General features: G+C 67.5%; 12 protein-coding genes. 8 read left to right on the top strand and 4 right to left on the bottom strand.

Going from position 1 to position 12,420, the window contains the following annotated elements; translation table 11 throughout:
- Positions 1–41 precede the first annotated feature (41 nt).
- The 4 genes from AC3IFE_RS29675 (at position 42) to AC3IFE_RS29660 (ending at position 4,320) form a co-directional block, all read left to right on the top strand.
- The gene (locus AC3IFE_RS29675; RefSeq protein ID WP_489193762.1) at positions 42–1,715 is read left to right on the top strand and encodes an electron transfer flavoprotein-ubiquinone oxidoreductase; all 1,674 of its coding nucleotides are present in this window, start codon (positions 42–44) and stop codon (positions 1,713–1,715) included.
- Between the two features lie 48 nt (positions 1,716–1,763).
- Positions 1,764–2,957, top strand: a complete 1,194-nt coding sequence (bktB, locus tag AC3IFE_RS29670) for a beta-ketothiolase BktB (RefSeq protein ID WP_089471044.1) — start codon at positions 1,764–1,766, stop codon at positions 2,955–2,957.
- 38 nt (positions 2,958–2,995) lie between these two features.
- Positions 2,996–3,850, top strand: coding sequence for a 3-hydroxybutyryl-CoA dehydrogenase (locus AC3IFE_RS29665; protein ID WP_489193760.1), 855 nt, complete (start codon positions 2,996–2,998; stop codon positions 3,848–3,850).
- 128 nt (positions 3,851–3,978) lie between these two features.
- Positions 3,979–4,320, top strand: a complete 342-nt coding sequence (locus AC3IFE_RS29660) for an anthrone oxygenase family protein (RefSeq protein ID WP_489193758.1) — start codon at positions 3,979–3,981, stop codon at positions 4,318–4,320.
- On the opposite strand, the gene AC3IFE_RS29655 is transcribed toward AC3IFE_RS29660, so the two are convergent.
- On the bottom strand, positions 4,277–5,077 hold the full coding sequence (locus tag AC3IFE_RS29655) for an AraC family transcriptional regulator (protein ID WP_489193756.1): 801 nt from the start codon (positions 5,075–5,077) through the stop codon (positions 4,277–4,279). The genes AC3IFE_RS29660 and AC3IFE_RS29655 overlap by 44 nt on opposite strands.
- Positions 5,078–5,168: 91 nt before the next feature.
- On the opposite strand from AC3IFE_RS29655, the gene AC3IFE_RS29650 reads away from it, so the two are divergent.
- The 3 genes from AC3IFE_RS29650 to AC3IFE_RS29640 all read left to right on the top strand — a co-directional run bounded on the left by AC3IFE_RS29650 (position 5,169) and on the right by AC3IFE_RS29640 (position 8,248).
- Positions 5,169–6,077, top strand: a complete 909-nt coding sequence (locus tag AC3IFE_RS29650) for a DMT family transporter (RefSeq protein WP_489193754.1) — start codon at positions 5,169–5,171, stop codon at positions 6,075–6,077.
- The gene (locus AC3IFE_RS29645) at positions 6,074–7,045 is read left to right on the top strand and encodes an ATP-binding protein (RefSeq protein ID WP_489193752.1); all 972 of its coding nucleotides are present in this window, start codon (positions 6,074–6,076) and stop codon (positions 7,043–7,045) included. The genes AC3IFE_RS29650 and AC3IFE_RS29645 overlap by 4 nt, the downstream gene beginning before the upstream one ends.
- 750 nt (positions 7,046–7,795) lie before the next feature.
- A complete protein-coding gene (locus AC3IFE_RS29640) occupies positions 7,796–8,248 on the top strand; it encodes a hypothetical protein (RefSeq protein ID WP_301736734.1) in 453 nt (150 codons plus the stop codon).
- A 116-nt stretch (positions 8,249–8,364) separates the two neighbouring features.
- On the opposite strand, the gene deoC is transcribed toward AC3IFE_RS29640, so the two are convergent.
- Positions 8,365–9,045, bottom strand: coding sequence for a deoxyribose-phosphate aldolase (gene deoC / locus AC3IFE_RS29635; protein ID WP_089471049.1), 681 nt, complete (start codon positions 9,043–9,045; stop codon positions 8,365–8,367).
- 146 nt (positions 9,046–9,191) lie between these two features.
- Here deoC and deoR point away from each other — a divergent pair, with 146 nt between their 5' ends.
- Positions 9,192–9,962 (top strand): DNA-binding transcriptional repressor DeoR, encoded by a 771-nt coding sequence (deoR, locus tag AC3IFE_RS29630; protein WP_012337409.1) that lies wholly within the window; start codon positions 9,192–9,194, stop codon positions 9,960–9,962.
- A 19-nt stretch (positions 9,963–9,981) separates the two neighbouring features.
- Here deoR and AC3IFE_RS29625 read toward each other — a convergent pair whose 3' ends face one another.
- Both AC3IFE_RS29625 and fucP read right to left on the bottom strand, forming a co-directional pair.
- Positions 9,982–11,034 (bottom strand): aldose 1-epimerase family protein, encoded by a 1,053-nt coding sequence (locus AC3IFE_RS29625; protein WP_489193749.1) that lies wholly within the window; start codon positions 11,032–11,034, stop codon positions 9,982–9,984.
- 2 nt (positions 11,035–11,036) lie between these two features.
- A complete protein-coding gene (gene fucP / locus AC3IFE_RS29620; RefSeq protein ID WP_489193747.1) occupies positions 11,037–12,410 on the bottom strand; it encodes an L-fucose:H+ symporter permease in 1,374 nt (457 codons plus the stop codon).
- Between the last annotated feature and the right edge of the window lie 10 nt (positions 12,411–12,420).

Raw genomic sequence — 12,420 nt, 5'->3', positions numbered from 1 at the left:
CGCTCCCGAATAAAAGCATTCTAACGGTTAGAGGAACGCCAATGACCCCCGCAAGCCTCATCGAGCAATACGGCCCGCGCGAATCGATGGAATACGACGTCGTGATCGTCGGCGGCGGCCCCGCCGGGCTGTCGGCGGCGATCCGGCTCAAGCAACTGGCCGCCGAGAAAGGCGCCGAGATCGGCGTGTGCGTGCTCGAGAAGGGTTCCGAGATCGGCGCGCACATCCTGTCGGGCGCGGTGATGGACCCGCGCGCGATCACCGAGCTGTTTCCCGACTGGAAGGAACGCGGCGCCCCGCTCGACGTCGAGGTGAGCGAAGACCGCTTCCTGTTCCTGTCCGAGAAGAGCGCGGTCACGACGCCGAACTGGGCGCTGCCGGACAACTTCAAGAACCACGGCAACTACGTGATCTCGCTAGGCAACGTCACGCGCTGGCTGGGCCAGCAGGCCGAGGCGCTGGGCGTGGAGATCTTCCCCGGCTTCCCCGCCGCGGAGATTCTCTACAACGACGACGGTTCCGTGAAGGGCGTCGCGACCGGCAACATGGGCGTGGGCAAGGACGGCGAGCCGACCGAGAACTTCCAGCTCGGCATGGAGCTGCACGCGAAGTACACGCTGTTCGCCGAAGGCTGCCGCGGCCATCTCGGCCGTCAACTGATCTCGAAGTTCAAGCTCGACGCGAACGCCGATCCGCAGGCGTACGGGATCGGCATCAAGGAACTGTGGGAAATCGATCCGGCCAAGCACAAGCCGGGCCTCGTGATCCACACGGCCGGCTGGCCGCTGAAGTCGGACACGTACGGCGGCTCGTTCCTGTATCACATGGACAACAACCAGGTCGTGGTCGGCTTCGTGGTGGGCCTAGGCTACACGAACCCGTACCTGTCGCCGTTCGAGGAATTCCAGCGCTACAAGACGCATCCGTCGATCCGCGCGTTTCTCGAAGGCGGCAAGCGCGTATCGTACGGCGCGCGCGCGATCACGGCCGGCGGCCTGCTGTCGCTGCCGAAGACGGTGTTCCCGGGCGGCGCGCTGATCGGCGACGATGCGGGCTTCCTGAACGCATCGCGGATCAAGGGCAGTCACGCGGCGATCAAGACCGGCATGCTGGCCGCCGACGCCGCATTCGACGCGGTGCAGGCCGGCCGTCAGTCGGACGAACTGAACGCGTACCCGGATGCGTTCAGGCAATCGTGGCTGTACACGGAGCTGTACCGTGCGCGCAACTTCAAGCAGTGGATGGCCAAGGGCCTGTACCTCGGCACGCTGATGGTCGGGCTCGAGCAGAAGGTGATGGGCGGCAACGTGCCGTGGACGCTGCATCATCAGCATGCGGACCACGAGATGCTGAAGCCGGCGTCGCAGTGCGAGCCGATCGAATATCCGAAGCCGGACGGCAAGCTGACGTTCGACCGGCTGTCGTCGGTGTTCATCTCGAACACGAACCACGAGGAAAACCAGCCGGCGCACCTGACGCTGAAGGATGCGAGCGTGCCGGTGAACGTGAACCTGCGCACGTATGCGGGGCCGGAGGCGCGTTTCTGCCCGGCGGCCGTGTACGAGTTCGTGAAGAACGACGACGGCGGCGATCGCCTCGTGATCAACGCGCAGAACTGCGTGCACTGCAAGACCTGCGACATCAAGGACCCGACGCAGAACATCGTGTGGGTCACGCCGGAAGGCGGCGGCGGGCCGAATTACCCGAACATGTAACGCAACGCATCCCCGCGCCCGCGGGCGCGAACGAACCGGAGTGAGACGATGAGCAATGCAGCGAAGGAAGTCGTGGTGGTGAGCGGTGTCCGCACCGCGATCGGTGATTTCGGCGGCAGCCTGAAGGATTTCTCGCCGACCGACCTCGGTGCGAAGGTGGTCGCCGAAGTGCTGTCGCGCGCGAACGTGCCGGGCGATGCGGTCGGCCACGTCGTGTTCGGCCACGTCGTGAACACCGAGCCGAAAGACATGTATCTCGCGCGCGTCGCGGCGATCAACGGCGGCGTCGCGCAGCACACGCCGGCGCTGACCGTGAACCGCCTGTGCGGCTCGGGCCTGCAGGCGATCGTGTCGGCCGCGCAGACGATCATGCTCGGCGACGCCGACGTCGCGATCGGCGGCGGCTCGGAAAGCATGAGCCGCGCGCCGTACACCGTGCCGGCCGCGCGCTTCGGCCAGCGCATGGGCGACGCGAAGCTCGTCGACATGATGCTCGGCGCGCTGCACGACCCGTTCCAGACGATCCACATGGGCGTGACGGCCGAGAACGTCGCGAAGAAATACGACATCTCGCGTGACGCGCAGGATGCGCTGGCGCTCGAATCGCATCGTCGCGCGGCGCGTGCGATCGCCGAAGGCCGCTTCAAGGACCAGATCCTGCCGATCTCGATCCGCACGAAGAAGGGCGAAGTCGCGTTCGACACCGACGAGCACGTGCGGCACGACGCGGGCCCCGACGACTTCTCGAAGCTCAAGCCGGTGTTCGCGAAGGAGAACGGCACCGTGACGGCCGGCAACGCATCGGGCATCAACGATGCCGCCGCCGCCGTGCTGATGATGAGCGCGGACGCCGCGCGCGCGCAGGGCGCGAAGCCGCTCGCGCGCCTCGTCGCGTATGCGCATGCGGGCGTCGATCCGGCGTACATGGGCATCGGCCCGGTGCCGGCCACGCAGAAGGCGCTCGAACGCGCGGGCCTGAAGATCACCGATCTCGACGTGATCGAGGCGAACGAAGCGTTCGCCGCGCAGGCGTGCGCGGTCACGCAGGAACTCGGCCTCGATCCGGCCAAGGTCAACCCGAACGGCTCGGGCATCTCGCTCGGCCACCCGATCGGCGCGACCGGCGCGCTGATCACGGTGAAGGCGCTGTACGAGCTGAAGCGCATCGGCGGGCGTTACGCGCTCGTGACGATGTGTATCGGCGGTGGCCAGGGGATTGCCGCGATCTTCGAGAACATCTGATAATCGACCGCTCAGCATCCGAATACACAGGAATCGTCATGGCCATCGAAACCGTCGGCGTCGTGGGCGCCGGAACCATGGGTAACGGCATTGCGCAAACCGCCGCCGTTGCAGGACTGAACGTCGTAATGATCGACGTCAGCGACGCCGCGCTCGACAAGGGCCTCGCGACGCTGAAGGGCAGCCTCGAACGGCTCGTGTCGAAGGACAAGCTCGCGGCCGATGCACGCGATGCGGCGCTCGCGCGCATCACGACGTCGACCGACTACGCGACGCTCGCCTCGATCGACATCGTGATCGAGGCCGCGACCGAGAACGTCGAGCTGAAGGGCCGCATCCTGAAGCAGATCGAGGCGGTCGCGCACCCGGACGCGATCATCGCGACCAACACGTCGTCGATCTCGATCACCGCGCTTGCCGCGCCGCTCGCCGATCCGTCGCGCTTTCTCGGCATGCACTTCTTCAACCCGGTGCCGCTGATGCCGCTCGTCGAGATCATCCGCGGGCTGCAGACGAGCGACGCGACCGCGTCGGCCGTGCGCGCGCTGACCGAGCGTTTCGACAAGTCGCCGATCGGCGTGCGCAATTCGCCGGGCTTCGTCGTGAACCGGATCCTGGTGCCGATGATCAACGAGGCGTTCTTCGTGCTGGCCGAAGGCATCGCGTCGGCCGAGGAGATCGATGCGGGGATGAAGCTCGGCGCGAACCATCCGATCGGGCCGCTCGCGCTGGCCGACCTCGTCGGGCTCGACGTGTGCCTCGCGGTGATGGACGTGTTCCTGAAGGATTTCGGCGACCCGAAGTATCGCGCGTGTCCGCTGCTGCGCGAGATGGTGTCGGCGGGCAGGCTCGGGCGCAAGACCGGGCGTGGGGTGTACGACTACAGCAAGTAAGCGGTACTTCATTCCACTTCGAGCGGCCGCCTTCGGGCGGCCGTTTACTTTGAGGGCGCCGCCGAGCATCGATCGACGTCGACATCGTGCGTTCGCCGTTCATGCCGCTGTTCCTCGGTACGACGCTGATGGTGCTCGCGCTCGTCGCGATCGCGCTGTTCTATCGCGGCTCGCCGGGCGCGATGGCCGCGCTCGCAGGCGGCGTGCTCCCTGTGTTCGGCATCTTCGCGGTGACGAGGGCCGTCAATGTGCCGCGTGACGATGTGCTCGCTGCGGCCGATCCGGCCGCGACGCAAGGCACGGCGCTGTGGATGCGCTACCTGCACGGCCGGACGAGGTGGAATCACGTGCGCCCCCGTGGCGTCGGCATGCCGCATGCGCGTGTTTCGTCGCGGCAATCGCGGCGCGGTAGCGGTCGTGCTGCCGTTACGCATAAAACGCCGACGGCGACATCCCGAAGTGCCGCTTGAACATCGCGGAGAACGCGCTCTGGCTGCTGTAGCCGTGATCCATCGCGACGGTCAGCACTTTCTCGCCGTGCGCCAGCCGCTTGAGCGCGAGCAGCAGCCGCGCCTGCTCGCGCCAGCGGCGGAAGCTGAGCCCCGTCTCGCGCCGGAACGCGCGATGCAGCGTGCGGACCGACAGGCCGAGCAGGTCGCCCCACTCGGCGATCGTGCGCTGATCGTCGGGGGTGGCGACCAGCGTGTCGCAGATCGTCCGCAGGCGCGCGTCGTGCGGCCACGGCAGATACAGCGGCAGCAGCGGCGCGACGGTCACTTCCGCGAGCAGCAGGTGCATCAGGTGATCGTGGCGCGAGCCCGGCGCGTAATCCAGCGGCACGTCGACCGCGGCGAGGATCAGCTCGCGCAGCAGCGGATGCACTTCGACGACGCAACTGCGCGCGGGCAGGTGCTCGACCGCGCCCGGTTCGACGAACACGGTGCGCATCTGCACGTCGCCGCTCATCTGCACCGTATGGTCGAGCCCGGCTTCGAGCCACACGCCGCGCGTCGGCGGCACGACCCACGACGCGCCTTCGGACTCCACGTGCATCACGCCCTCGATCGCATAGAGCAGTTGCGCGCGGCGATGGCGGTGCGGCGCGATCGACGTGCCGTGCGCGTACGTGGCCGCCATCGCCGACACGGGCATCGGCGTCGATTCGTAGCGCAGGTGGGCGAAGGGCGGGGTGGACTCGAGTGTCCGATTGGCGACAAGTCGTGACATTTTGGCGTGAGACAGGCAGTGGGCGGCCGGGCACGATGGCGTTCCGATTCACGCCAGACCCTCCTGTCACGATATTAATCCGACAAACGCGATGAACAAGTCTCCTTTTCTGCTCCCCTTCTGCGCGATCGCGCTGTGGGCCGGCAACGTCGTCGTGTCGAAGCTGTCCGCCTCGACGATCGATCCGTCGGCCATCACGTTCTACCGGCTGCTGCTCGCCGTCGCGCTGATGAGCGTCTTCACGCTGGCCCCCGCGTGGCGCAATCGCGCGGTGCTCGTCGCGTACCTGCCGAAGCTCGCGGTGCTCGGCTTTCTCGCGATGGCGCTGTTCCAGAGCCTGTCCTACGAGGCCGCGAAGACGAGCAGCGCGACCAACATGGCGATCATCACCGCGCTCGTACCGCTGATGACGATGCTGCTGAGCTCGCTGCTGCTCGGCGATCCACCGGGCGCCGGCATGATCGGCGGCGGGGTGCTGTCGCTCGCGGGTGTCGTCTACCTGATCGCCGAAGGGCACCCGGCGGCGATTGTCGCGCACGGCGTGCATCCGGGCGACCTGCTGATGCTGGCCGCGTCGGCCGCGTACGCGCTTTACGGCGTGCTGCTCAAGCGCTGGCGCATCGGCGCGTTGCCGGCCTGGCAGTCGACCTACGTGCAGGCGCTCGCGGCGCTCGTGTTCATGGCGCCGATGCTGCTGCGGCTGCCCGCGCAGGCCGCGTGGCCGACGCGCGCGAGCGTGCCGCTGATCCTGTACGCCGGCGTGCTGGCGTCGGTGGTGCTCCCGTATCTGTGGATGCAGGGCGTGCGGCGGCTCGGCCCGAGCCGCTGCGCGATGTTCATGAACCTGCTGCCCGTGATGACGGCCGGCGGCGCGATCGTGCTGCTTGGCGAATCGCTGCGGCTGTATCACCTGATCGGCGGCGGCGTCGCGTTGCTCGGCGTCGCGATCGCACAGCGCTTTCCGTTTCATGCCGGCACGGCGCAAGGCGTTCGGCAATGAGCGCCCATCCCGACATGCAGGACCTGCCGGCCGCGCTGCCGGACGGACGTGCGCCCGGGGCCGCGCCGGCGCTCGCGCGCCAGCTCGAACGGATCGCGACCGCACTCGAGGCGCTGGCGGGCACCTCGCCGCCGGCGGCCGTCGATTTCGACGCGGCCATTGCGTTTCGCTGGCGCGGTTTCGGCGGCGGCCATCGAACGGCGCCGCTGGAGCCGATCGCCTCGCCCGCGCTCGTCGCGTTCGACACGCTGCGCAACGTCGGCCGGCAGGCGGCGATCGTCGAGCGGAACACGCGCCAGTTCGTGCACGGGTTCGTGGCCAACCACGTGTTGCTGACCGGCGCGCGCGGCACCGGCAAGTCGTCGATCGTGAAGGCGTGCCTGCATGCGTTCGCGGCGCACGGCTTGCGGCTGATCGAGGTCAGCAAGGAAGGGTTGAACGATCTGCCGGCGATCGTCGAACTGGTGCGCACGCGGCCCGAGCGCTACCTGGTGTTTTGCGACGACCTGTCGTTCGAGGTCGGCGAGACCGGTTACAAAGGGCTCAAGACGGTGCTCGACGGCTCGGTCGCGAGCGATCTGTCGAACGTGCTGGTGTACGCGACGTCGAACCGCCGCCACCTGATGCCCGAGCAGGCGAGCGACAACGCGAACGTGACGCGCGCGGAGAACGGCGAACTGCACCCGGGCGATGCGGTCGAGGAGCGGATTTCGCTGTCCGAGCGCTTCGGGATCTGGGTCACGTTCTACGGCTTCACGCAGGACGAGTACCTGGCCGTCGTCGCGAGCCGCCTCGGCGCGGCCGGTTTCGATGACGCGCAGATTGGCGCGGCGCGCGAGCCCGCGCTGCAGTGGGCGCTCGAACGCGGTGCGCGTTCGGGCCGCATCGCCGTGCAGTTCGCGCGCGATTATGCGGGGCGGCTCGCGGACGAAAGCGGCGAGGGCGCGTCCGCGCGCCGGACGGCCTGAGCCGCGCTATAGCAGCCGCTCGGACAGCACGCGGAATGCGACGTCGGGCACGGCGAAGCACAGCGGTTCGCCGGTCACGCCGATGCGGGCGAGGGGGCGCCGTCGGCGAGGCCGACCGTCTTCAGCGGCCGCACCGCGTATGCGTCGATCGGCCGGTCGATCGACGCATACGCGAGGCGGTCACAGTCTTCGACATGGGTGACGGCCGCGCGCTGCAGCGACAGGGCGGCGCTGGCCGCGCGCCAGTCGCCGAAGAATGGCGCGAAGGCGTCGGGCAGCGTCCGGTCGTGCGACGCTCGGCCGTGCAGCGGAAGTCGGGCGCGCTGCCGCCGCTCCCCGCCGGCCGCGTGTCGTAGCGTCCGTCGCGTGCCGTATGCGTGAACGGCCGCGCGAGATGCGACGGCAGCGCGTCGCTGAACAGCCGGCTGCCAAGCGCATAGAGCGGGTGATCGAACACGTTCTTCACGAACAGCACGGTGCGCTCGGCCGGCGCGCCGTCCGGCAGCGTATCGACGTAGAGCCGCTAATTGCTCTGCAGCGGCGACGGAAACACGCGCCGCAGTCGGCCGGCGAGGCCGGAGGACGGGTAGACGAAGGCGTTGTCGTAGCGCATGGGCAGCATTGTGCCGGGGTTGCCGGGCCCGGAAGGGGCGACCCGGCGGGCCAAGCGCGCTTGGTTGCGCACGCACCGATCCAGCGTAGAATTTCCGGCATTCGACGACCGCTGTTTTTTCACGCCGGGAGGCAAGCATGAACGATCTGACGCAGTTATCCGAGCCCGAGCTGATCGTGCGCGGCAGCCGTTTCGCGTTGCCGACCCTGGTGTTCGCGCTGGTTGTGATCGGCGGCGGTTTCATTTGGGCCGCGAGCGCGAATCCGTTTTTCAGCTTCACGTCGTTCATCATGCCGTTCGTCGGCGCGCTGGGTGGCCTCGCTTACCTGTTCGTGATGACGCGCGCCGTGTTCTTCGGCGACCGTTTCAAGGTGCAGCGAATCTCGGTGCCGTATCGCGATGTCGTCGAGGTGACGCGCGGCCCGTTCTCGCTGGTCGTGCTGTACCGGGTTGCGACGCGCTCGGGCGCCGGCAAGGTGCGCAAGGTCAAGCTGCCCTTTGCCGAAATGCGCATCGACGACCGGAAAAAATGCCTCGAGATCCTGCGCAGGCACGCGCCCGAAGCGTTCAAGTCGGATATTACCGTGTGAGCGTCGCGCGCCGCCGGCCAGGATGCGTGCCGGTCCGGCCGCGAGCAGGACGCCTGCTTGCGGCACGTTGACGAACGTTCTCACGGGTGGCCGACGAAAGCGGGTGACCCTGGCGATCAGTACCCCGACGCGCTCGCTCCCTGATCGCTGACGATCGCCACCCCCGAACTCGTCCCGAGCCGCGTCGCGCCGGCTTCGAGCATCGCGAGCGCGGCCGCGCGGTCGCGCACGCCGCCCGACGCCTTCACGCCGAGCGTCGGCCCGACCGTGCGGCGCATCAGCGCGACGTCCGCAAGCGTCGCGCCGCCGTGGCCGAACCCGGTCGACGTCTTCACGAACGCGACGCCGAGATCGCGGCACATCTCGCACACGCGCACCTTCTCGTCGTCGGTCAGCAGCCCCGTTTCGAGGATCACCTTGAGCGGCACCGTGCCGCAAGCGCGATGCACGGCGTCGATGTCGGCCTTTACGTCGTCGGCGCGGCCGCTTTTCAGCGCGCCGATGTTGATCACCATGTCGATCTCGCCGGCGCCCGCCGCAATCGCGGCGGTGGCTTCGAACGCCTTCGCGGCGGACAGCCCCGCGCCGAGCGGGAAACCGACCACCGCGCAGACGAGCACGCCGGTCTCAGCCAGCTCGCGCGCGGCGAGCGGCACGTTCGCCGAATTCACGCAGACCGAGTAAAAGCGATGCTCGGCCGCCTGGCGGCAGAGTTCGCGGATCTGCGCGTCGCTCGCGTCGGGCGCGAGCAGCGTGTGATCGATGGTTTGGGCGAGTTGGGCGTTGGAAAGCGGCATGTGTCAGGACTCCACGGATCATGTGCGGAAAGGGCACACGGAAAGTTGATGTTTTCACATCGGTTTGTTACAAATACGACATTCCGGCCGGGTCCGCGCGCCCGGCACGACGAGCGACTCACGCGGCGGGCACGCAGGATACAGGCATGGAAACAAAGAAGGGCGAACGGATCAAGACATTGATGAACGTGCTGCAAGGGCAGAACGCGATTCATCTGAGGGAAGTCGCCGAGCTGTTCGGCGTATCCGAAATGACGATCCGCCGCGATCTCGCGGACAACCCGCACGGCCTCAGCCTGATCGGCGGCTACGTGACGCGCCATTTCGCCGCGCAGCGCAGCGATATCGGCGAGTACCTGATCAGCGCCGAGAACAACCGGCAGACCGAGGAAAAGCGTCGCATCGGCAAGCTGGCCGCACAATTCGTGACGACCGGCGACACGATCTTCGTCGACTGCGGGTCGACCACGCCGTTCATCGTCGATTTCATTCCGGACGACCTCGAATTCACGGCGGTCTGCAATTCGCTGAACGTGTTCGCGAAGCTGCAGCAGAAGCCGCATTGCAACGTGATCCTGTGCGGCGGCGCGTATCACCGCCAGAACATGGTGTTCGAATCGGTCGCCGAAACGGGCATCCTCGATTCCGTGCGCGTGTCGAAGGCGTTCATTTCGGCGGCCGGTGTGAGCGAGCGCTGCGGTGTCACGTGCTTCAACTTCCACGAAGTCGATGCGAAGAAGAAGGTGATGGCGCGCGCGCAGAACCGCTTCCTGCTGGTCGACCACACGAAGTTCGACGAAGTGCGCGCGGCCTATTTCGCCGAACTGACCGATTTCAACTACGTGATCTCCGACGGGCAACTGAGCCGCCGCTACGAAACGGCGATCCGCGAGCACGGGATCGCGCTCGTGACCTGACGCGGCGCCGGGCATCGCGTCACGCATCGTGCGCTTCCGCCGCGCTGAGGTAGCCGGTGAGCACTTCGAAGCGGCGCGATGCGCCGGGCGCCAGCGCCGCCACGTGGCCCTTGCGGCGCTCGGCTTCGTAACCCTCCGGCTCGCAGGTCGACGGCAGCGCGAACGCGGCGACCTGCTGATCCGCGTTGTGCAGGATCCAGCGCGTCGCATGCGGAAATTGCGCGGGGCGGTAGGCGGTGTGGAACGCGCCGCCGTCCGGATGCGCAAGCCGGAAATGCGCGACGCCGTCGGCGTCCGTTTCAACCTCGTTCATGAAGAACACGATCTCGGGGTCGTACAGCGCGGGCGCATCGAGCGTCGCGAGTCGCGCCGGATCGCGCGCGAGCGTGGCCGTGTAGTCGCGCCACGCGGCGGTCGGCTTCACGTGCGCGGGCACGCTGTCGCGCAGCCGCATGCCGCCGCGCGGCAGCGACTGCACGAAGCGGCCGCCCGGCATATACGCGTAGTTCAGGTGCGCCATGTACATCAGGTCCATCGGCGTGCCGCCGAGGTTCGTCACGTCCATCGCTATCGTCATCCGCGCCTCGTGCTCGGCCAGCCGCACCGACGGACGCGCGACGTAGTGGCTCCCGAACCCTTGCACGTATTCGTATTCGCCGGTCACTTCGACCGTCGCGCCGCGCGCGTCCATGCCGACGACGAGGCTCGCGCGGTCCATCGGCGCGCACGGCATCTCGCCGTGCAGCGCGTGCGTGTCGTCCGGCCCCGGGCAGCCGTTGCGCAGCAGCCCGCTGTGGAACATGAAGCAGCCGTAGGTATCGATGATCGACGCCGCGCGCTTCGGCTGCCGGAACATGTGTTTCATCGTCAGGTCGCGACCGTCGAATTCGGCGGCCCAGATCATCTGGCCGAGATACGGGAGTACGACGAGATGGCCGCGGCGGTTCTCGAGCTTCAGCGCCTCGACGCCGGACGGATACGCGAACGCGGTGACGGTGAGGCCGTCGGTGCGGTACAGCGTGCGCGGCGCTTCGCGGAAGTCGTCGCGCCGCAATTCGATCTCGCCGCGCATGATCAGGCTCCCGACGTGTTGCGCGTCGCGGCGTAGCGCGAGGCCGCATGGCCGTCGGCCGCCGCGTCGGGTGTCGCCGCCGGCAGGTGACGCAGGCAGTAGAAGCCGTAGTACACGATCACGACGAAGCAGACGAGCGGCACGACGAACGCAAGCTGCATGTTGCCGCCGGTGTGATCGGAGATCAGCCCCTGGATCAGCGGCACGACCGCGCCGCCGACGATGCTCATCACGAGGATCGAGCCGCCGTATTCGGTGTCCTTGCCGAGGCCGTCGATCGTCAGCCCGTAGATCGTCGGCCAGCACGGGCCGAGGAAGATGCTCACGCACACGGCCGCATACACGGCGGTGATGTTGTGCACGCTGATCGTGTAGGCGAGCAGCGCGATGCACAGGATGCCGTAGACGATCAGCACCTTGGCCGGGCCGACGCGTTTCATCACGAGCGTCGCGACCAGCTTGCCGACGAAGAACGCGAAGAACGTCGCGAGCAGGTAGCGCGACGCGCCGCGCTCGGTGAGGCCGCCGATCTGCATCGCGAGCCGGATCGTGAAGCTCCACACGCCGACCTGCGCGCCCACATACAGGAATTGCGCGACGACGCCCGCGACGAAGCGCCGGTTGCCGAACAGTCGCGCGAGGGTGCCGCGCGCGTCGATCCGGTGCGTGACCGTACTCGCGCCGTTGCCCTTGCAGGCCGGATACGGCGTGAGCGCGAACACGATGAACACGGCGACGAGCACGACGATCAGCCACTTGTAAGGCTCGAGCGTGGCCTGGATCATCGCGAGCTGGTGCGTGTGCGCGTCGGCGGCCGACATCGCCGCGAGCTGCGCATGCGACGCGTCGCCTTCCTTGAAGATCAGGAAGCTGCCCATGTAGACGCCGGCCATCGCGCCGAACGGATAGAACGTCTGCGAGATGTTCAGCCGCCGCGTGCTGGTGTCGCGCGGGCCCATCAGCGTCGAATACGAGTTCGACGCCGTTTCGAGGAACGACAGGCCGGCCGCGATCACGAACAGCGCGACGAGGAACATCCCGTACTTCGCCATCGACGCGGCCGGGAAGAACAGCAGGCAGCCGGTCGTGTAGAGCAGCAGGCCGACGAGGATCGTCGTCTTGTAGCTGAACTTCTTCACGACCGTCGCGGCCGGAATCGCGAGGAAGAAGTAGCCGAGATAGAACGCGGACTGCACGAATGCCGATTCGAAATCGGACAGGAAGAACGATTTCTTGAACTGCGCGATCAGCACGTCGTTCAGGTTCGCGGCGGTGCCCCACAGCGCGAACAGGCAGCACAGCAGCGTGAACGCGAAGAGCGGCGTGCGATTCAGGTAATAGCCGTCGGGTGTGTGTTCGATCGGGGTCCGGCTCATGGGTGTCTCC

The organism is Burkholderia sp. APQ4-4ca (assembly GCF_057837105.1).
This window is presented reverse-complemented; position numbering and strand designations above follow the sequence as displayed.

Coding starts and splice junctions, on each gene's coding strand:
- AC3IFE_RS29675 (WP_489193762.1), top strand. CDS start 42: ATGACCCCCGCAAGCCTCATCGAGCAATACGGCCCGCGCGAATCGATG.
- bktB (WP_089471044.1), top strand. CDS start 1,764: ATGAGCAATGCAGCGAAGGAAGTCGTGGTGGTGAGCGGTGTCCGCACC.
- AC3IFE_RS29665 (WP_489193760.1), top strand. CDS start 2,996: ATGGCCATCGAAACCGTCGGCGTCGTGGGCGCCGGAACCATGGGTAAC.
- AC3IFE_RS29660 (WP_489193758.1), top strand. CDS start 3,979: ATGGTGCTCGCGCTCGTCGCGATCGCGCTGTTCTATCGCGGCTCGCCG.
- AC3IFE_RS29655 (WP_489193756.1), bottom strand. CDS start 5,077: ATGTCACGACTTGTCGCCAATCGGACACTCGAGTCCACCCCGCCCTTC.
- AC3IFE_RS29650 (WP_489193754.1), top strand. CDS start 5,169: ATGAACAAGTCTCCTTTTCTGCTCCCCTTCTGCGCGATCGCGCTGTGG.
- AC3IFE_RS29645 (WP_489193752.1), top strand. CDS start 6,074: ATGAGCGCCCATCCCGACATGCAGGACCTGCCGGCCGCGCTGCCGGAC.
- AC3IFE_RS29640 (WP_301736734.1), top strand. CDS start 7,796: ATGAACGATCTGACGCAGTTATCCGAGCCCGAGCTGATCGTGCGCGGC.
- deoC (WP_089471049.1), bottom strand. CDS start 9,045: ATGCCGCTTTCCAACGCCCAACTCGCCCAAACCATCGATCACACGCTG.
- deoR (WP_012337409.1), top strand. CDS start 9,192: ATGGAAACAAAGAAGGGCGAACGGATCAAGACATTGATGAACGTGCTG.
- AC3IFE_RS29625 (WP_489193749.1), bottom strand. CDS start 11,034: ATGCGCGGCGAGATCGAATTGCGGCGCGACGACTTCCGCGAAGCGCCG.
- fucP (WP_489193747.1), bottom strand. CDS start 12,410: ATGAGCCGGACCCCGATCGAACACACACCCGACGGCTATTACCTGAAT.